Origin of the sequence: Enterococcus saccharolyticus subsp. saccharolyticus, from assembly GCF_029023825.1 — a bacterium.
Classification (GTDB): Bacteria; Bacillota; Bacilli; order Lactobacillales; family Enterococcaceae; genus Enterococcus_F; species Enterococcus_F saccharolyticus.
This window is the reverse complement of the sequence record NZ_CP118957.1, coordinates 718252-737996: the sequence shown is the minus strand read 5'-3', so window position 1 is coordinate 737996 and position 19745 is coordinate 718252. Positions and strand designations below refer to the sequence as shown.

Genomic DNA, 19745 nt, shown 5'->3' with positions numbered 1-19745 from the left:
AGAGAGTCAACATCGCTGTTGACTCCAATTTTTATTTACGTTTTTTCTTTTTCTTCTTGTTTTTCTTCACCATACGATTCATCGCCATTTTGCCAAGTTTCCCTTTAACGCCACCACCAAACATTTGATCCATGCCCGGAATGTTGTTGATATTTCCTTTTGAAACTTGTTGCATCATTTTGCGTGACTCTTTGAATTGCTTAATCATGCGATTGACTTCAACGACACTATTTCCAGAACCCGCCGCAATTCGACGACGACGACTTGGATTTAATAAATCTGGGTTTTCACGTTCGGCAGGAGTCATTGAATAGATCATCGCTTTTTTACGCGCAACATCTTTTGGATCTAATTTGAAGTTTTCTAATCCTGGCATTTGACTCATTCCCGGAATCATCTTCATCAAATCTTCCAAAGGTCCCATGTTTTCTAGTTGTTCAAATTGCTCAATAAAATCATTAAAGTCAAAGCTGTTTTCACGCATTTTTTGCGCTAATTCTTCGGCTTTTTTCTCATCGTAATCTTGTTGGGCTTTTTCGATTAACGTTAACATATCACCCATGCCTAAAATACGACTAGACATACGATCTGGGTGGAAGACTTCTAAATCAGTTAATTTTTCACCAGTACCGGTAAATTTAATAGGTGCACCTGTGACCGAACGAATCGATAGTGCCGCACCACCACGAGTGTCACCATCTAGTTTCGTGATAACAACCCCTGTAATGCCTAATTGTTGGTTAAAACTATCTGCCACGTTAACAGCATCTTGACCAGTCATCGCATCGACAACTAATAAAATTTCGTTTGGTTGGGCAATTTCTTTGATTTGTTTTAACTCATCCATCAAGGCTTCATCAATGTGTAAACGACCCGCTGTATCGATTAAAACGTAGTCATTTTTCTTTTCACGGGCTAGTTCCATCCCTTGACGAACAATCTCAACTGGACTCACTTCTGTTCCCATATCAAATACAGGCACATCTAACTGTTGTCCTAATACTTTTAATTGATCAATCGCTGCTGGACGGTACACGTCGCCTGCAATCATTAACGGACGAGCTTTTTCGGTTTTAATCAAATGGTTGGCTAATTTACCAGCAAACGTTGTTTTACCTGCACCTTGTAAACCAACCATCATAATGACTGTTGGAATTTTTGGATTTTTTTCAATACCAACAGCTTCAGAACCTAATGTTTTCGTTAATTCTTCATCAACGATTTTCACGATTTGTTGTGCGGGAGATAGACTTTCTAATACTTCCACCCCAACGGCACGTTCACGAACATTTTTCGTGAATTCTTTTACCACTTGCAAGTTAACGTCGGCTTCTAGTAATGCCAAACGAATCTCGCGCATCATTTCCTTTACATCTGCTTCAGAGACTTTGCCTTTTTTACGAAGCTTGCTCATCGCCTGTTGCAGACGTTCTGTCAAACTTTCAAATGCCATCTTTTATTCATTCCTTTATTCTTCGATTTCTTGTATATCCCGCACAAAATTAGCCAGTGTTGTATCTTGCGGGTAATGCTCAGCTAAATAGTCATTTAATTGATCCAATAATTCACTACGAACGATATAATCAGAAAACATATGTAGTTTCCGTTCATAGTCTTCCAGAATTTTCTCGGTCCTCTTTATATTATCATAAACTGCTTGACGACTAACATTAAATTCTTCTGCAATTTCTCCTAAAGAAAAATCATTCGCATAATACAATTCCATATAATTCATTTGTTTTTCTGTCAGCAACGTTGAATAAAATTCAAAGAGAGCATTCATCCGATTTGTTTTTTCAATTTCCATCTATTCCCCTCCTTGCTGTGCTAACCATTGAACTTCGGATTGAACGGTCATTCCTTGCAAGAGAAAATACGCTGTCGCAACACCGATTCCTTGCACTTTCGTTCCCGAAAAAGTCCCGTCATAGATTACTTGGCTGCCACAAGATGGACTTTTGTCTTTTAAGACGAGGTGAGTAATTCCTTGTGCCTGTAATTTTTCATACGCACGTTTGGCTCCCTCTTTAAACATGTCTGTCACATCTTCTCCTTGATTGGTAATCACCTGCGCCGTTCCTTGCCAAACATCAAATCCGTTTCCCCCGCTAATTTCAGCCGGATCACGTGGTATTGGCAAACCACCTAGCACTTCTGGACAAACGCGAATGGCTTGGTTTTGTTCCAGTCGTTTTTTCAAACTAGAAACTTCTTGATGTTTCCCATCATAGCGACAACAACTACCGCCCAAACACGCACTAATCCCAATCATTTCGACACGCCTTTCTTCTACTAAAGTCGTTTTATATTATAACATTTATTTAAGTCAGACAATAGTCCCAAGCGTGTATTCATGGTAAAATGTAACTAGTCTCAAAAATATGCTTTACAAGGAGTTTCCCCATGAAAAAAGTTTTAATCGTTGATGACGAACCATCAATTGTCACTTTATTAACATTTAATTTAGAAAAAGAAGGCTACCAAGTAACTAGCGCCAGTGATGGATTAGAAGGTTATGAACTTGCCCTCACACAGCCGTTTGATTTTTTAATTCTAGATGTCATGTTACCGAATTTAGATGGTATTGAAATCACACGAAAATTACGTCAAGAAAAAATTGAAACACCCATTTTAGTATTAACTGCCAAAGATGATCCTATCGACCGGATTTTAGGATTAGAAATTGGTGCCGATGATTATTTAACCAAACCATTTAGTCCACGAGAAGTTCTTGCACGCATGAAAGCTATTTTCCGTCGCATGGAGCCACGCAAACAAACCAATCAAGAAGAAAACGAAGAAGAATTAATCGTTGGTGATATTGTCGCAGATGTGACAAACTACCATGTCACAGTGAAAGGCACACCAATTGTTTTAACTCCAAAAGAGTTTGAATTACTTGTTTATTTTATGAAACGTAAAGGACGCGTCATTGATCGTGATACATTATTAGAACGAATTTGGCATTTTGACTTTGATGGTCAAAGTCGAATCGTAGATGTCCATGTCAGTCACCTACGTGAAAAAATTGAACAAGATCCTAAACATCCACAATATTTACAAACCGTCCGTGGATTTGGCTATAAGTTTTTGGAGCCAAATGAAGGATGAAAAAACAAAATTATCTCGGATGGTTACTGCTGCTACTCGCTATTTTTATTGGTAGCTGGCAATTCATTCAAAATTTTTACGACCAACAAGTATTAAGTCAACATGAAACGTATCTTGAGCAAAAAGCCGATTTATTTATTCGTTTATCAGAAAATAACCAATCGCTAGAAACAATTGCGAATAAATACGTCGTTGATTCAGAAGAACGAATTACTTCGCTCGATGAAAAAGGCAATATTTTATTTGATACTTATGATTCCACACTATCGGGTACCCGTTCCAAACGGCCCGAAGTCAATGCTGTGTTAAATGGTAGTGCTTTAGGTCGTGCTGTGCGGATGAGTCCGACATTACATAAAGAATTACTCTATGTCGCGATTCCGATAAAAGAAGAAGGACAATTAAAAAACATTCTTCGTATTGCGGAACCTACAGCCAATTTTTTGCCCAGCGCTCAAAAAATGAAACACGCGATTTTTCTTGTGTATAGTTTGTTCTGGTTAATCTTAAGTGGCATTATCTTACAAATTTTACGACGTCGTAATCGACCAGTGGAAACAATTTTGCCCGTCATAAAAAAAATGATTGAACAACCCGATAGCCCCGAGATTATTATGCAATCGTCACCACAATGGGAAGAATTATACCAAAGTGTGAATGTATTGAGCGAACAAATGAGCCATACTTACCAAGCATATAGCGCAAGTGAAAAACGATTGTACACCCTCTTAAATGAGTTAATGATCGGTGTATTTATTATTGATGACGATGGTCAATTATTATTAATGAATGCAACAATGCAAGAACAACTTGGTAATTTTGCTGCTCCCTTACAACGTTCCTTTACTGAATCCATTACTGACACACAATTGATTCAAATGATTTATCAAATCAATGAGGGACATCCTTTTATTCATGAAGAAATCAAAACGTCACATGAACGTGTCTTAGATATTACACTACGTTATTTTGAGGAGGCAAACCAAATTCTGGGTGTTTCCTATGACTTAACACGCATTCGCCAACTTGAAAAACTACAAAAAGATTTCGTCGGCAATGTATCACATGAATTGAAGACACCCGTCACTTCATTGATTGGTTTTACAGAAACCTTGTTAGATGGTGCCAAAGATGACCCAGAAACACTGACTGCTTTTTTGAAAATCATGCAAAAAGATGCCTATCGCTTAGAAAGTTTGATTCAAGAAATTATTCAACTTTCGAAAAGTGCGGATATCAATTACCACATTCAAACACTTAACGTAAAGCAAGTACTCCAACAACTTCTAGCAGATTATACACCAATTATTCAAGAAAAAAATCTCGCTGTAACACTTGAGGGTGACCCTGAATTAACATTTACAACAAAAGTAGAAGTTTTTTATCCAATCTGTAAAAACCTTATTGAAAATGCCATTAATTATTCCTTACCGAATGGTCAAATTAACATTCAATTTGCTGAAAAAAATGGATTGGTTTTCCAAGTACAAGATTTTGGAATTGGCATTGAAAAAGAAGAACAAACAAGAATTTTTGAACGTTTCTATCGAGTAGACAAAGCACGAGCACGGAATTCTGGCGGAACAGGATTAGGTTTAGCCATTGTAAAAGATTATGTTGAAATTTTAGGCGGAAGTATTCATGTCGACAGTCACTTAGGTGTCGGTTCGACGTTTTATGTGTACTTGCCGGTGAATTAGGAGGAAAAATGAAGAAAATATTTTATCTGACACTTGGTTGCGTAGGCCTGGGTTTAGGTGCAGCAGGTACAGTACTACCCGTCCTGCCAACAGTCCCTTTTCTCTTGTTAGCGACGTATTCCTTTGCAAAAGGTTCTGAGCGCATGCATCAATGGTTTATCCATACCAAACTTTATCAAAATCATCTAGCTGATTTTGTCAACGGCAAAGGTATGACGAAACAAACCAAACGTCGCGCGATGGTGACTGTTACTCTTACGATGAGTATTAGTTTTCTAATGGTTCACCAGCGTCCATTGCTCCAACTGATGTTATTTGGTATTTGGTGTTGTTTGATGTTGTATTTTACTTTTAAAATTAAAACAATCGCATAAAAAAACAAGCGACTATCTCATAGGGGGAAGATAGTCGCTTGTTTTCTACTTTTATAAGTCTTTGATGTCACCGTCAACTGTACGTTCTACTTTCATGTCAGTGATTGGTAAGTAACCTAATTCTTTTACTACACCGTTTTGGATTTCATCTGTTACCATGTAATCTAAGAATTTTTTGACATTCGCATCTGGTTCACCTTTTGTATACATATGCTCGTAAGACCAGATTGTCCAATCGTTTGTTTGAATTGTTTCTGGTGTTGGTTTTACACCATCAATTGATAATTCTTGCATTGAGTCATCAATGTAAGATAACGCTAAATAGCTGATTGTTCCTGGTGTTTCTGCAACAATTTTGCGAACAGTTCCTGAAGAATCTTGTTCTTGTGATTGAATTGTTTCAGCACCATCTAAGCCCCATTTTTCAAATGTTGCACGAGTACCACTACCTGATGCACGATTGACTACAGAAATTTCTTGGTCTGCTCCGCCAACTTCTTTCCAGTTTTTGATTTTGCCAGTGAAGATATCAATTAATTGTTGTTTCGTAATATCCGTTACACCCACTTCTTTGTTCACAACTGGTGCCATACCTACAACTGCAACTTTATGATCGACTAATTCGTCTGCTGGAATGCCATCTTTTTCTTCAGCGAAAACATCCGAGTTCCCAATCGTTACCGCACCTGCTGCTACTTGGCTTAAACCAGTTCCACTTCCGCCACCTTGGACAGAAATAGTATAGTTAGGATTTTCAGCGCTAAAGCTATCTTTCGCAGCGTCTACTAAAGGTTGTAATGCTGTGGAACCTACTGCCACGATTTCTACGTTTTCATTTGATCCGCCCGCAGCTGATGAAGATGATCCTGAACCGTCAGTTGAACCATTTCCTCCGCCACATCCTGCTAATAATACACCTGCTAATACAAGTAAACCTGTGATTTTTTTCATTGATGAAATTCTCCTCTCTCTTTCTAACATCCATAGTTTAACAAGCGAATGTAAATCCCTTATGGACTTTATGTAAAGAATTCACCAACCTATGTAAAAATTGTGTAAACATGTTATGCTTTTGTTACTACCTACCTAGGAGGACATACAATGCGTTTAATTCCCATCACAGAAAATAACTTATCTGACATCATCATGATTCAAAAAGCCGCCTTCCAAAAATTATATAAAAAATACCAAGACCACCAAACATCGCCTTATACACAAACACTAGCAGGATTACAAGAAAAATATCGACTACCAAACAATTATTTTTTCTTGATTGCAACGACTGAAACAATTGGCTTTATTCGTGTGGTTACCTATGATTCCCAGACTCGTGCACGAATTGCGCCCATTGCGATTTTACCTGATAAAGAAAATCAAGGATATGGTAGTCACGTTTTACAATTAATCGAGACAACCTTTCCAACTGTGATGGCTTGGCAACTAAGTACGATTTTACAAGAAGAAAAATTAATACACTTCTATCAAAAAGCAGGCTATCATCAACAAAAAGACACACAAGAAATTCAAGAAAACATGACCATTACTTTCTTTACTAAAAACATTTTTCCAAAAAAAAAACAGTGTAACCAATAATACAGCGCTCTATCTCTTGTTATAGAAATAGGGCGCTATATTATTGGTTACTTTGGCAGTTGTTGATGTTTTTCTAAATTTTCATACGTTAACCATGGTTTATCTGATTCACAATGAATATGAAAACTAGTAAATTCTTGTTGTTCAAATTCTGGAAACTCTTCAATAGAACCCATTTTAATTGTCATCCATTGATTGGTTTCTTTTTTTTCATGCCATAGAGAACTACCACAATTGGAACAAAAATAACGTTGCTTTCCGGGAGAAGATTCATAGAACGTGATATAGTTCTCTCCACTTGTAAGCGTAAAATCAGTTTTTTTGCAGTTAAATTAGATGAAAACGCAGCAGTATGTGTTTTTCTACAATAATTACAATGACAATGAATCAATGGTCCTGCTTAAATTTTTTAAATACAACCATTGTTCGAAACAACAAAAAAATTGACTTACTTTGTACACCAGAAGAATTTAAAATATGGATGACTAACGAGGCGCAGTTAAATGATGCTGTCACTATCCAATTTTCTTATTTACAGTCATGGATTGATTCCTTAAACATGCTAAAAGAAATAACCAATTACCGAACAGAGCTAGCCGAAAAATTAGCTGCGTTTATGAATGGTGTCATTTCAAAAGAGATGCTAAAAGAAAGAATCGAGACCGATTTACAACAAGCTGCATTCATCTTGCATTTTTTTAAAAACAAAAAAATAATTGTACCCACTGAAACTCATTTTGAAGGCTTCAAAAGCGTTATTCTCCTCCATCTATACGGATTAATCGAGACAAATGATATTGAAAAATTGTGTCATTGCGCCAATCCCGATTGTATTTTGGTTTTTATCAATAAAACAGGGAAAAGAAAGTGGTGCTCAATGAAAATATGTGGCAATCGACATAAAGTTGAACGCTTTTCAAAAAAATCAACCTCTAAAAAACAAGGCGATGACATCCATAAAACCTGATGTCATCGCCTTGTTTTCTTCTTATTTCGCTGTTACGTAACGTTCCATGCGAGCCATTGCTTCTGTTAAACTTTCTAAACTGGCAGCATAACTGATACGGATATAGCCTTCCCCTGCATCGCCAAAAGCAATACCTGGAATAACTGCTAATGCTTCCTTTTGCGCTAATTCTACACAAAATTCCATTGAATCTTGAAGACAATTTGCTGGAATTTTAGCAAAAATATAAAATGCACCTGATGGTTTAGCAACATCAAAACCAAAACTAGACATTTTATCATACACAAAATCACGGCGTTTTTGGTATTCTTTTTTCATCACTTGGGCATCATTGATTCCTTCAACTAATGCACGAACCGCTGCTTTTTGTGAGACCGTTGCTGCGGCAGTTACTAAATATTGATGGACTTTAATAATTTCTTTGGTTAATTCTTTTGGTGCATAAATAAAACCAATGCGCCAACCGGTCATCGCATGCGATTTTGACAAACCATTAATTAAAATTGTTTGTTCACGTAAATATTCCGCAATCGATACGTGATCCTCATCATATGTTAGCTCACTATAAATTTCATCACTAATAACAAAAACAGGATATTTTTTCAAAACTTCTGCTAATGCTTGAACTTCTTCACGAGAATAAGTAACTCCTGTTGGATTGCTTGGATAATTTAAAATGACTGCTTTGACTGCTTCACCATGTTCATTTAATGCCGCTTCTAATGCATCAGGAGCCAAAACAAACCCATTGTCACTTGTATCAATGTAGACAGGCTCGGCACCTGCTAAAGTGATGATAGGCTCATATCCAGGATAAATTGGTGATGGTAGTAAAACTTTATCGCCAGCTTCTAAAATTCCTAATAAACTAGCAGAAATAGCTTCAGTTGCTCCAACAGTAACCAAAACTTCTGATTGCCAGTCGTAACTAACTTGATATTTTTCTTCTAAAAATTTACTCGCTGCTTGACGAATATCTGGTAAACCTGACATCCCAGTATAATGGCTAAAATTATCCTCAATCGCTTGTGACCCAGCTTGTTTTACGTGTTCTGGTGTATTAAAATCTGGCTCACCTAGCGTTAATTTTAAAATGTTTGGAATATCTGAAACACGCTCATCAAATTGGCGAATTAAAGATACTGCAATTTTATCCACTTGTTTATTGAATCGTTTTGTTAAATCCGTCATTATTCCTCACTCCTCATTGTTGATATCCTACCATAAATTCACAGATTTTTGTCATTTTTTTATTATTTTTATCGAAATTTTCTAACAATTAAATAGTCCAACGGAAGCTGTTCTATCCGATTCATTTAAGCACAACTTGTTCGAATGAGAGCATGTATGCTAGCACATTCGCTCATTAGATTGAGTGATTTCACTCGTCATTATTCGACGCTTTTGTTTTGACTTTGTTCAGCGCTTTTTAAAAATTAACTAAATACTTTTAATCCAATAATCCCAACAACAATTAATGCCACAAAAAATAATTTTAATTTGCTACGACTTTCGCCTAAAAATAAAATCCCATAACCGACCGTCAAAACAGAACCAATCCCTGTCCATACCGCATATGCCACCCCTAATGAAACATAATTTGTGGCTTGTCCTAATAAGTAAATCGAAATTAAAATGGCCATAACTGAAAACAGCAACCAAACTTTATGTCCACGATTCGCTTTTTCTAAGCAAATAACAAATACCAATTCCATTAATCCAGCAATTCCTAATAATAACCAACTCATTGGCTTACCTCCTGATTGGTTAATTTCAATCCAATAATCCCTGCTAATAAAACAAACAAACTAATTAATTTCAATAGATTGGTCGGTTCATGAAAAACAACACTATCTAAAATTGCTGTCCCTGCTGTGCCAATTCCAGTAAAAACAGCATACGTCACTCCTACACCAAATACTTGTACGACAGATTCTAAGAAATACAAACTAATTAGTAACAAAAAGACTGTTGCAACACCCCACCCAAGTTGTGTGAACCCAGCACTCTTTCCTAACGTAAACGCCCATAAAATTTCTAGTAATCCGGCAATTAATAATTTTGTAAATGCCATCTTTTTTCCTCCTTAAACGCAAAAAAAGCAACAAACTAACTTACGAGGCCTAAAAGTTAGTTTCTTGCGTCCATCCGGCGATGTGAATTTTTTATTTCCCTGAATTATACTCATTCTCTCATTTAAAGTCAACTAACAAAAAACCGAAGCAATGTGCTGAACCTAAAAGTTAGATTTTGGTCTCATTTTTAGGTTTCACATTATAGTGACTTCGGTTTTTTATTAAATTGTTTTTAAATAGATTTTTCGAATAATTAATTTATCAAATAAATGCGAATTATTGTCGTGTTCAGCAATAATTTCCGCAACAACTGTTTTATCGTCTGCTTTTTTACGTAATTGGTAGACAAGTTTGCCTGTCTCATTTAATTCATGAATCATATCTACTACGCCACCAAAACCCGTCTTTTTCGTAATAAAACCTAACGCAACCATTCGTTCATCCACATTTTTCGCAGACATTGTTGCCCCCGTAATCAATGCTTTGCGCAATGTATGAGAAAAATCTTCCATCCCACTGACCGTTACTGGTTCAGGTTCCACTTCATGCGTGGACTGTTGGCTAGGACGTGCTCGTAATTCATGTAATTCTTGCAGCAATGTTTCATACTGCTCTTGCGTTAGCATCACACCTGCGACTTTTTCACGATTGAATACATACACAGCTGTCCCAGCTTCGCGCGCTTGGCTAAATACGTCCATGGGAGACTTCTTCACTTCGGTTATTGAAGTTGTGGGAACTTCCAACTTTTTCAGTTCCATTTTTTCCCCTCCTTGTCTTAACTTTCACATTATATCATAACTTTTCCTATAGATTTCATTCCAACCAAAAAAATATGGTGAAATCCACAAACGATTTCTTTTTCATTTTAACAAACATACGTTCGTGTGTCTAGGTGGAAAATAGTTTTCCTCAAACAAAAAGTAACCGATAGATGAATCTACATTCTATCTATCGGTTACTTTCTATCAAATAATTAGTCTTAGCGAAAAGTTTCCTGTCTGAGATTGTTAAGCGACAGTTGTTTCATAGCCAATTTCGGTTACTTTTTTTGCAATCTCATCTGCACTTACTTGTGTGTCGTCAAATTTCACAACACCTTGCCCTTTTTTCAAATGAATTTTTACTTTTTGAATACCAGGTAATTCATTAATCGTTGTCTCAACACGGTTGGCACAATGATCACAGCTCATACCATTAATCGTAAATTTTTGTTTCACTGATGCTCCTCCTTTTTGCACTCACACTGACCTGGGATACAATTACAAGCAATCTCTTTTACGGGTTGTTTTTGGGCCAATTCTTCTTGAATCGCTTGAATATCGTTGGCAGTTAATTCAACTTCAGCAATTAAATCCGCAATGGTTTGACCAGCTTTTCGTGCACAGATATGTGAAAACAAATTTTCGGTTGCACTACGTACCGTCTCGGCTTCACTCACCTTTGCGGAATAAAGAAATTTTTTTCCTTCTCGTTCAGTATGTAAAACATCTTTTTTTACTAATCGCCCTAACAGGGTTTTAATTGTGGCAATTTTCCACCCTTTTGATTCACTTAGAAGTTCATTAATTGTCGCAGCATCGATTTGGTCATTGTTCCAAATCACACGCATCACTTCCCACTCCGAATCACTAATTTTTACGGGCTCATTGATTGTGGACATCAACATCCCTCCTTCTTATATAATTTACAACTGTAATCTATTTTTGTCAAAAATAAATACTTGTACTTGAAAAAAAGATTCCAGAAATAATTTTTCTGGAACCTGTACTTATTTGCGTTGCCATTTAAAGAAATACCCTGAAAGAAAATCCATCAAGAGAAATAAAAAGAAACCAAAGCTGCTTAGAACCAAAATGCCGCCATACATCGCTGGATAATCCATGCGTGTCCAAGCATCCATAATGAAATAGCCCATCCCAAATTCCGTTCCATAATTCTCAGTAAAGAATAAAATAGAAATGGCAGTCCCTAATGAAATACGCGTCGAGCTAAACATCGCTGGTAAAGTTGCTGGAAACGTAATAGCAACAAACTGTTGCCAACGATTCGCCTTTAAACCTCGATAAACATCATAATAATGGTTGGGAACCTCTCTGACAGCATCGCGCACAGAAATGGTCACTTGCGGCAAAACAATTAAGACAATCATGGTGATTTTGGAAGCATCACCTAATCCTCCTAACAACATCACAATTGGTAATAACGCCATTTTAGGAATCGGATACGTCAAATAAATCAATGGATCAAAAAATTGATTCCACTTCGGAAAACTCCCCATCACTAAGCCTAAACCAAATCCTCCCATAATCGAAAGAACAATGCCAACAACCACGCGATAAAAACTAGCTTGTAAATGTTGGAACATGCCTGCTACAAATAACTCCGGGATACGTGCAAAAACCAACCATGGTGTCGGCAATAATGGTTTTTGTAAGGCGAGACTTCCTATCCACCACATACCTACGATTAAGGCTACAGCTGCGAATGCACCGATTAATTGGCGACTGCTTTTTTTCATCCTTCAATCTCCTTTCGCAACAAACGTGTGGTTTGAAAAAGTAATTCAGATTGACGTTCATCAGCAAGTTGTTGTTTTTCTTGAAAAGGCGAGGTAATGATCTGCTTAACACGTCCCGGATTCGATTCTAACACAATGACTTCATGTGCTAACAATAATGCTTCTTCAATGTCATGGGTTACAAATACTGTCAATCGTGGCGCTTCATGCCAACTATCTAAGAATAATTGTTGGGCTGTTTCTCTAGTAAAAGCATCTAATGCCGAAAATGGTTCGTCCATCAATAACAGTTCACTTTGGCTCGCCAATCCGCGCGTAATCGCAACCCGTTGTTTTTGCCCACCACTTAATTGATTCGGGTATTTATCGGCGACTGCAGTCAACTGCATTTTTTCAAACAACTGCGAAACGAAGGCTTGATCTGTTGGCGTGATTCCTTGTTGGCGACTAATTTTTCTTCCTGCTAAAACAGCTTGCCGTGCGGTTTGCCACGGTAGCAATCCGTATTCTTGCGGCACCAATGAAATAACGATCTCTTTGGGAGTCTGATTCCCAAACTGAAGTGTGCCATTCGTTGGTTGCTTCAATCCTGCCAAAAGTTGTAGTAACGTAGTTTTACCCGCGCCTGAAGCACCAATTAACGCATAAATTTTCTGTCCTTCCAACGTGAGCGAAACATCTTGAAGAATCGGTTTCTTTTCAATCTGAAAAGAAACTGTTCTTAATTGAAATTGCTTATTTGAAGTAGACATCACTTAATACGTCCTTTGGTTCAATTGTTTCTTTCAAAATACCTTTTTCAGTTGCCCAATCAAAGGCCTTCGTAATATCGGTTTCCGTCGCTTGTTCGGCATGTGGATAGTCAGGCACTTGGATTTCCTCTTTTAACTCTTCTGGAAAACCAATCTCATCGACAAATAATTGAATATACTCCGATTGATCGTGTGCTTGCATCCAATCGACGGCTTCATTATACGCATCATACATTCCTTTCAACGCTTCCGCTTCTTCATCAATGACAGCTGTCGTAAAACACAAAACAAACGGATTAATTCCTATACTACGCGTTGAGCCTAAATTGGTCATGCCTTTTGTTGTGGTCATTGTCACAAATGGTTCAGGTAAAATGGCCGCTGCCGCTTGATTATTTTGTAATAATTCAACACGACTTGGGACTTGAGGGACATCTACAATTTTGACATCTGCACCTGTCATACCAGATTGTGCCAAAATTTGGTCGACAGCATATTCAGGTCCTTGATTTTTTAAAACAATCACTTCTTTGCCTTTTAATTCTTCTACGGATGTAGTTTCCGGAGTAGCAATTAAATCAAATTGGCCAAAAGTTGCACTAGTAATTTTAACATCCATACCACCTTGTAAATAAGCCGCTACTCCCACTAAATCGGCATTAATGCCATCTACTGTTCCTGCTTGAAAGGCAGCATCACGATCTTTTCCTGACTTAAACGTTTCTAACTCAATTGTCACGCCATGTTTTTTATCAAATCCTTGTTCATGTGCCACAATAAAAGGCATATTATCGGTAGAAGGCATCACCCCGACAGTCACAACCGGCGCCGTTTCTTTAGAACCCTCTGTTTTTTCATCTCCAGATTGCCCACATCCTGCTAACAATAATGCGACTAAACCAAAACTTACAAGTAATTTTTTCATGTCATTAAATCCTTTCTTACGTTCTTCTCAACTACTTATTTTACCACTATTTCTCCTGAAAAAAGAAAAAACATTTATCCACGCAGATAAATGTTTTACTTCTTCTTCTTCATAACTTCTTGACGATAACTACGATTACCTAAGAATTTCAATGTTTTCATCAATGGTTGACGGTTTTCACCAACCAAACCAATTAATTCGATAAATAATTCTAACCCAAATGTTGTAGAAATGATGAGTAAAATAATTGCCCAATTACTGGCATAATTCATCAATAATGCAATAAATGAGAAGACCATTGCCATCGCATAAATCGTTAACACTGCCCCACGATGAGTAAAACCTAGTGATAACAAACGATGATGCAAGTGCATTTTATCAGCAGAAGAAATAGGTTGATTGTTAAACCGACGACGAATCATCGCATAAATCGTATCCGTAATCGGTACGCCCAAAATAAACATTGGCGTTACTACTGAAATAAATGTCGCATTTTTGAGTCCTTGTAACGAAAAGACAGAAATCATAAACCCTAAAAACAAGGCGCCCGTATCACCCAAAAAGATGGTTGCTGGATAGAAATTATAGGGAAAGAAACCAATAATTGCTGCAACTAACGTAAAGATTAATACGGCTAAAATCACACCATTGCTTGGTAAAAAGAAATAACTAACTAATCCAATTGTGACTAGCGCAATAATTGAAACACCGGCAGCTAAGCCATCTAACCCATCAATCAGGTTTACTGCGTTCGTAATTGCTAAAATCCACAATAAAGTTACTGGTAAACTTAACCATCCTAAATCAAAGTAACCAATGAATGGAATCGAAACAGTACTAATCCGAATACCTGCAAGGAAATAAATTTCTAACGCTGCTAGTGTTAAACCTATCGTTTTTTGCATAGGCGATAATTCAAAGACATCATCCAACAAGCCTGTGATTACGACAATCGTTGCCCCTAGAAGCATCGGCCAAATCCGATGAACATCTAAGGTATCACTAAACTCCCATAACACCGCAATGGAGAAGGAAAGAAAAATACTCAATCCACCGGCAGTCGGCATCGTCTTTTTGTTAATTCGCCGTTCTCCGGGTTTATCAACTGCGCCCATTTTAAACGCCAGGAGTTTGATTAATGGTGTTAAGATGATTGAAAGTAGCATCGTTAGAAATAGTCTTACAATAAATTGAAATGTAAATCCCATTAGCTTTTCTCACTTTCATCACTCTTTTTGAACCAATGCTTTTTGAATCCTTTTTTTACTTTATCAACTGGTCCTGTCCGCTCCACAACTTCGCCACCTACAAATTCTTCCACAACTGCATTAAGAACGCCTCCTAATACAATAACGGTCGCAGCAAAGTTTAACCAGAGCATCAGAACCACAAAACTTCCAATGATTTGATACCCACTCACTCTTGCAGCAAAGTATTGTGCATACAAGCCGAAAACTTGGGACAATAACATCCAGCCAATGGTGGCAAAAGCGGCTCCTGGAAGAACAGAACGCAAGCGAACTTTCACATTCGGTCCAATCCAATAAATGACACTCATCAACGTCATCATCGTAACAATTGTTAATGGCCATTTCACGGTTTGGAACGTTCGAATAATATCATCAGAAAATAGTAAAATCGGTTGCAACTGATCTAAAATAAGTTTACCTGAACCGACAACTAGAGTCACTCCGACAATAGCAATTAATAATAACACAACGACAAACACGGATACGATACGAACAATAATAAAATTGCCGCGTTCTTCTACGCCATAGGCTTTATTCATCGCTTTTTGTAACGCATTAATACTTTGACTTGCCGACCATAACGTAGCAATTGCTGAAATAGATAACATACTTCCTGAACCTTGTGTCAAAAGGTCTTGAATTGCTGGACCTAAAAAATCATAGACTGGTTCTGGAATCACCTCTTGAATATAAGGCAACACCGTATTAGGGTTAATCTTCAAAAACGGGAGTAAATTCCCCACAGCAATTAGCAAAGGAAACAAGGAAAGCAACAAATAATACGCGACAACAATCGAACTCGTACTTAATTCTGAATCAGTCACACGCGCTTTTACAGTTTGGATAAAGCGTGTCACCTCTTTATTCGCTTGGAATTTTTTTAGTGCACCCATCGCCTTCTCCTTTATATTAGTAAGTTCCCTCTTCACCTTGAGAAGTCAAGATACGTGGTCCTTCTTTAGTAATTGCTAAACTATGCTCGTATTGGCAACTTAAACCACCATCTAAGGTATATGCTGTCCAACCGTTGGGATCCATTTTCATTTTCCATGTCCCCGTGTTAATCATTGGTTCAATCGTAATAACCATGCCTTCTTTTAAGCGTAGTCCTTTACCAGCTTCACCATAGTGAGGAACCGCTGGGCTTTCATGAATCGTAGGCCCAATCCCATGACCGATAAAGTCACGTACGACACCATAACCTTCTGCTTCTGCATAAGTTTGAATTGCATGACCAATATCACCAATTCGATTGCCGACTTGCGCTTGTTCAATTCCTAGATATAAAGCTTTCTTTGTCACTTCCATCAATCTTTTCACTTCAGGTGTTGGTTCACCTACAGAATAAGACCAACAAGAATCTGAAATAGCACCTTTTAAATCGATACACATGTCGACTTTAATCAAATCGCCTTGTTTCAAGACTTTTTTTCTTGGGAAACCATGACAAATTTCGTCATTAATACTGCAACAAGTCGCATATTTATATCCTTCAAAACCAATTTGTGCAGCAACTCCACCATGGCTTTCAATGTAATCGCGAACAAACACTTCGATATCCCAACTTGTAATACCTGGTTTAATAAATGTACGTAGTTGTTTATGAACATCAGCTAATAAGGCACCTGATTCTGCCATACGATCAATTTCTCTTTGTGATTTTAATGTAATCATTCTTCTTATCCCCTTTGTTGAAATCTTATCTATTTTACCATAGGAAGGAACTTTTTTCCAAATTCCGTCTATCCAGTTTAACCGATAGTTTCCATAAGACGTTTATTTTGCTATAATCAACCTAAATCTAGAAGTTTGAAACACATACAGGAGGATATTATGACCTTAGCAAAAATTATTTATGCAAGTATGACTGGAAATACCGAAGAAATTGCGGATATCGTTGCTGAAACTATGGAAGATATGGGCATTGAAGTTGAAATAGATGAATGTACACAAGTGGATGCAGCAGATTTTGAAGATGCAGATATTTGCGTGTTAGCTACATACACATATGATGACGGACACTTACCGGATGAAATCATGGATTTTTATGATGATTTATTAGAATTAGATTTAACAGGAAAAATCTTTGGTGTGTGTGGTTCAGGTGATACTTTTTACGATTTCTTCTGTAAAGCAGTCGATGATTTTGAAGAAGCCTTCCTTAAAACGGGTGCTGTTAAAGGTGCAGAAAATGTTAAAGTTGACCTAGCAGCTGAAGAAGAAGATATTCAAAACCTTGAGGCCTTTGCAAAAGCTTTAGTGGAAAAAGTCTAAAAAAGAACGTCGTGAAATTGCGACGTTCTTTTTTTTATAGATGCAATGTTTTGAATGAAAGATCCAATGGACGATTGTTTGTTTTTATCATATCAAAGGAATCTTCCAACAATTCGATGATTTCTTCTCTTGTCGGTGTGATAATATTTGAAGAAGTTAACGCAGCTACGCCAGAAACAACAATCCAAAAACCTGTATACAGTGAAAGCAGTTTGTCTTTAGATAATTCCTCGTATTCGGTACCTTGGATAACTGTATGATAAAAATAGTCGTACGAATATTCTTCTAAATCGGCAATCTCTGTTTCGCCTTCTAAATAAAGAGCTTTATATAATTGCTTTTCTTCAATCGCAAACTCAATATAATTAATTCCTAAATCGACTAATTTATTTCCGGTCACTTCTTTACTTAACATTTTTGTTGAAAGTTTTGTAATGATTTCTTTCACTAATACCTTTTTCAATTCATCCATATTTTTAAATTCTAGATAAATAGGTTGAGTTGAACATTTCATTTTAGCTGCGATGTTTCGAGCAGTAAAACGGGAAAAACCTTCTTTTGCAACAACTTCATAAGCAGCATTCAATATTTGATCTCTTGTGATAGTTTTTTTTCTTGCCATAATCTCCGGTCTCCTTACATTAATATATACCGCTTTCACAAATACGTTTTGTTCATTTTAACATGTTTTTCAAATAATTCAAAATTCAGTCTATTTTATTTACAATAAAAAAACAAATTTTATCCTTTTTTAACAACTTTCATTTTTGCGCTTTGCCCCCTTCTAAATTGTATTGATTTTTAGTTAGTGTTATTATGGAAACAGATGATTTTTAGGAGGAAAAAAACAATGGTTTTAGCAAATTTTAACGAAAATCTTGAAAAATATGCCCAACTGATTGCTGAAGTTGGTGTCAATGTACAAGAATCACATACAGTGGTCTTACAAATTAGTGTAGAGCAAGCTCCTCTTGCCCGCTTAATTACTAAAAAAGCTTACGAATTAGGTGCAGACGAAGTTGTCGTACAATGGTCAGATGACACCATTCAAAAAGAATTTTTAACACATGCAGCAAATGATCGTATCGAGACAGTCCCTCAACATAAAATCGATCAAACAGAAGATTGGATTGAGAAAGGTGCAAGCCGTATTAGCGTTGTATCTGCTGATCCTGGTTCCCTTGCAGGGGTTGATCCTGAACGTGTCGCTGCTTTCCAACTAGCAATGGGGAAAGCCATGCACAAATTACGTTTAGCGACACAATCAAATAAAGTTAGTTGGACGGTTGTCGCTGCTGCTGGTAGCGAATGGGCCAAAAAAGTTTTCCCAGATTTATCAGAAGAAGCTGCGCAAGATGCGTTATGGGATCAAATTTTCAAAACAACGCGTATTTATACAGAAGATCCGATTGCCGCTTGGAAAAAACATGACGAAACGTTACAAGAAAAAGCGAATGAATTAAATGCAGAGCAATTTGATTCATTACACTATACAGCCCCAGGTACTGATTTAACAATTGGCTTACCAAAAGGCCACTTATGGGAAGGTGCCGGTAGTTTTAATGCACGTGGTGAAAAATTCATGGCAAATATGCCAACCGAAGAAGTCTTCACTGCTCCCGATAGTCGTCGTGTCGATGGTGTTGTGTCAAGTACTAAACCATTAAGTTATGCTGGAACAATTATTTCAGGAATGACATTTACTTTCAAAGATGGCAAAGTAGTTGATTTCTCTGCGGAACAAGGCGAAGAAGTCTTAGCCAAATTATTAGATACTGATGAAGGTGCACGTCGCTTAGGAGAAGTTGCTTTAGTTCCAGACCCTTCACCAATTTCTCAATCTGGGATTATTTTCTTCAATACCTTATTTGATGAAAATGCCTCAAATCATTTAGCTTTTGGTTCTGCTTATGCGTTTAACTTACAAGGTGGAACAGAAATGTCGGAAGAAGAATTAACCGAAGCTGGTTTAAATCGTAGTCAAACACACGTTGACTTTATGATTGGTTCTGCTGAAATGAATATCGACGGTGTGCGTAAAGATGGTAGCACTGTACCAATTTTCAGAAACGGCGATTGGGCTTAAAAACCGAGAAAAATGGAAGCAAAAACGAGTATTTCGTTTTTGCTTCCATTTTTTTGAATATTTTCTTTATTTTCTCAATCATTTTGCATAGTAAAAAAGGAAAAATTTTGATAGAAT

The 19745-nt window shown here is 37.1% G+C and carries 24 protein-coding genes and 1 pseudogene; 7 read left to right on the top strand and 18 right to left on the bottom strand.

Annotation, left to right across the window (positions count from 1 at the left end; all coding sequences use genetic code 11):
- Window positions 1–31: 31 nt before the first annotated feature.
- From ffh to PYW32_RS03870, 3 genes are read right to left on the bottom strand one after another with little or no spacing between them, the layout of a single operon-like run.
- Window positions 32–1453 (bottom strand): signal recognition particle protein, encoded by a 1422-nt coding sequence (ffh, locus tag PYW32_RS03880; protein WP_016175635.1) that lies wholly within the window; start codon window positions 1451–1453, stop codon window positions 32–34.
- A 15-nt stretch (window positions 1454–1468) separates the two neighbouring features.
- Window positions 1469–1807 carry a putative DNA-binding protein gene (locus PYW32_RS03875; protein ID WP_016175636.1) on the bottom strand — a complete coding sequence of 113 codons (339 nt, stop codon included), beginning with the start codon at window positions 1805–1807 and terminating at the stop codon, window positions 1469–1471.
- On the bottom strand, window positions 1808–2272 hold the full coding sequence (locus PYW32_RS03870) for a 2-thiouracil desulfurase family protein (protein ID WP_016175637.1): 465 nt from the start codon (window positions 2270–2272) through the stop codon (window positions 1808–1810).
- 131 nt (window positions 2273–2403) lie between these two features.
- Between PYW32_RS03870 and PYW32_RS03865 the strand changes: the two genes are divergently transcribed.
- From PYW32_RS03865 to PYW32_RS03855, 3 genes are read left to right on the top strand one after another with little or no spacing between them, the layout of a single operon-like run.
- Window positions 2404–3111 carry a response regulator transcription factor gene (locus PYW32_RS03865; protein ID WP_016175638.1) on the top strand — a complete coding sequence of 236 codons (708 nt, stop codon included), beginning with the start codon at window positions 2404–2406 and terminating at the stop codon, window positions 3109–3111.
- Window positions 3108–4811 carry a sensor histidine kinase gene (locus PYW32_RS03860; protein ID WP_016175639.1) on the top strand — a complete coding sequence of 568 codons (1704 nt, stop codon included), beginning with the start codon at window positions 3108–3110 and terminating at the stop codon, window positions 4809–4811. Before PYW32_RS03865 ends, PYW32_RS03860 begins: the two co-directional genes overlap by 4 nt.
- A gap of 8 nt (window positions 4812–4819) precedes the next feature.
- Entirely contained in the window at window positions 4820–5185 is a 366-nt protein-coding gene (locus tag PYW32_RS03855) for a YbaN family protein (protein ID WP_016175640.1), read from the top strand.
- A 51-nt stretch (window positions 5186–5236) separates the two neighbouring features.
- Here the strand turns inward: PYW32_RS03855 and PYW32_RS03850 are convergent, their stop codons facing one another.
- Window positions 5237–6136: a phosphate ABC transporter substrate-binding protein PstS family protein gene (locus PYW32_RS03850; RefSeq protein WP_016175641.1), complete on the bottom strand. Its 900-nt coding sequence runs from the start codon at window positions 6134–6136 to the stop codon at window positions 5237–5239.
- A 150-nt stretch (window positions 6137–6286) separates the two neighbouring features.
- Between PYW32_RS03850 and PYW32_RS03845 the strand changes: the two genes are divergently transcribed.
- On the top strand, window positions 6287–6778 hold the full coding sequence (locus tag PYW32_RS03845) for a GNAT family N-acetyltransferase (RefSeq protein WP_016175642.1): 492 nt from the start codon (window positions 6287–6289) through the stop codon (window positions 6776–6778).
- 47 nt (window positions 6779–6825) lie between these two features.
- On the opposite strand, the pseudogene PYW32_RS03840 reads toward PYW32_RS03845, so the two are convergent.
- Window positions 6826–7092: pseudogene (locus PYW32_RS03840) on the bottom strand (GFA family protein); the annotation flags it as partial.
- A 62-nt stretch (window positions 7093–7154) separates the two neighbouring features.
- On the opposite strand from PYW32_RS03840, the gene PYW32_RS03835 reads away from it, so the two are divergent.
- Window positions 7155–7745 carry a CGNR zinc finger domain-containing protein gene (locus PYW32_RS03835; protein ID WP_245558550.1) on the top strand — a complete coding sequence of 197 codons (591 nt, stop codon included), beginning with the start codon at window positions 7155–7157 and terminating at the stop codon, window positions 7743–7745.
- Window positions 7746–7766: 21 nt separating this feature from the next.
- Here the strand turns inward: PYW32_RS03835 and PYW32_RS03830 are convergent, their stop codons facing one another.
- The 12 genes from PYW32_RS03830 to map all read right to left on the bottom strand — a co-directional run bounded on the left by PYW32_RS03830 (window position 7767) and on the right by map (window position 16942).
- Window positions 7767–8936, bottom strand: coding sequence for a pyridoxal phosphate-dependent aminotransferase (locus PYW32_RS03830; RefSeq protein ID WP_016175645.1), 1170 nt, complete (start codon window positions 8934–8936; stop codon window positions 7767–7769).
- A 245-nt stretch (window positions 8937–9181) separates the two neighbouring features.
- Complete coding sequence (locus tag PYW32_RS03825) at window positions 9182–9493, bottom strand: DMT family transporter (RefSeq protein ID WP_016175646.1); 312 nt, start codon at window positions 9491–9493, stop codon at window positions 9182–9184.
- Window positions 9490–9819, bottom strand: a complete 330-nt coding sequence (locus tag PYW32_RS03820; RefSeq protein ID WP_016175647.1) for a DMT family transporter — start codon at window positions 9817–9819, stop codon at window positions 9490–9492. The genes PYW32_RS03825 and PYW32_RS03820 overlap by 4 nt, the downstream gene beginning before the upstream one ends.
- Window positions 9820–10041: 222 nt before the next feature.
- Entirely contained in the window at window positions 10042–10581 is a 540-nt protein-coding gene (locus tag PYW32_RS03815) for a hypothetical protein (protein ID WP_016175648.1), read from the bottom strand.
- Between the two features lie 249 nt (window positions 10582–10830).
- Window positions 10831–11040, bottom strand: coding sequence for a copper chaperone CopZ (gene copZ, locus PYW32_RS03810; protein ID WP_016175649.1), 210 nt, complete (start codon window positions 11038–11040; stop codon window positions 10831–10833).
- On the bottom strand, window positions 11037–11483 hold the full coding sequence (locus tag PYW32_RS03805) for a CopY/TcrY family copper transport repressor (protein WP_016175650.1): 447 nt from the start codon (window positions 11481–11483) through the stop codon (window positions 11037–11039). Before PYW32_RS03805 ends, copZ begins: the two co-directional genes overlap by 4 nt.
- 108 nt (window positions 11484–11591) lie before the next feature.
- Window positions 11592–12341, bottom strand: coding sequence for an ABC transporter permease (locus PYW32_RS03800; protein ID WP_016175651.1), 750 nt, complete (start codon window positions 12339–12341; stop codon window positions 11592–11594).
- Entirely contained in the window at window positions 12338–13093 is a 756-nt protein-coding gene (locus PYW32_RS03795) for an ABC transporter ATP-binding protein (RefSeq protein WP_016175652.1), read from the bottom strand. Before PYW32_RS03795 ends, PYW32_RS03800 begins: the two co-directional genes overlap by 4 nt.
- Entirely contained in the window at window positions 13077–14018 is a 942-nt protein-coding gene (locus tag PYW32_RS03790) for an ABC transporter substrate-binding protein (RefSeq protein ID WP_016175653.1), read from the bottom strand. Before PYW32_RS03790 ends, PYW32_RS03795 begins: the two co-directional genes overlap by 17 nt.
- A 95-nt stretch (window positions 14019–14113) precedes the next feature.
- Window positions 14114–15226, bottom strand: a complete 1113-nt coding sequence (locus PYW32_RS03785; protein ID WP_016175654.1) for a glycosyltransferase family 4 protein — start codon at window positions 15224–15226, stop codon at window positions 14114–14116.
- Window positions 15226–16161, bottom strand: a complete 936-nt coding sequence (locus PYW32_RS03780; RefSeq protein ID WP_016175655.1) for a YihY/virulence factor BrkB family protein — start codon at window positions 16159–16161, stop codon at window positions 15226–15228. The genes PYW32_RS03785 and PYW32_RS03780 overlap by 1 nt, the downstream gene beginning before the upstream one ends.
- A gap of 16 nt (window positions 16162–16177) precedes the next feature.
- A complete protein-coding gene (map, locus tag PYW32_RS03775; protein WP_016175656.1) occupies window positions 16178–16942 on the bottom strand; it encodes a type I methionyl aminopeptidase in 765 nt (254 codons plus the stop codon).
- A gap of 159 nt (window positions 16943–17101) precedes the next feature.
- Between map and PYW32_RS03770 the strand changes: the two genes are divergently transcribed.
- A complete protein-coding gene (locus PYW32_RS03770) occupies window positions 17102–17542 on the top strand; it encodes a flavodoxin (protein WP_016175657.1) in 441 nt (146 codons plus the stop codon).
- 34 nt (window positions 17543–17576) lie between these two features.
- Here PYW32_RS03770 and PYW32_RS03765 read toward each other — a convergent pair whose 3' ends face one another.
- Window positions 17577–18164 carry a TetR/AcrR family transcriptional regulator gene (locus PYW32_RS03765; RefSeq protein ID WP_016175658.1) on the bottom strand — a complete coding sequence of 196 codons (588 nt, stop codon included), beginning with the start codon at window positions 18162–18164 and terminating at the stop codon, window positions 17577–17579.
- Window positions 18165–18392: 228 nt separating this feature from the next.
- On the opposite strand from PYW32_RS03765, the gene PYW32_RS03760 reads away from it, so the two are divergent.
- Entirely contained in the window at window positions 18393–19628 is a 1236-nt protein-coding gene (locus PYW32_RS03760; protein WP_016175659.1) for an aminopeptidase, read from the top strand.
- Window positions 19629–19745: the final 117 nt, after the last annotated feature.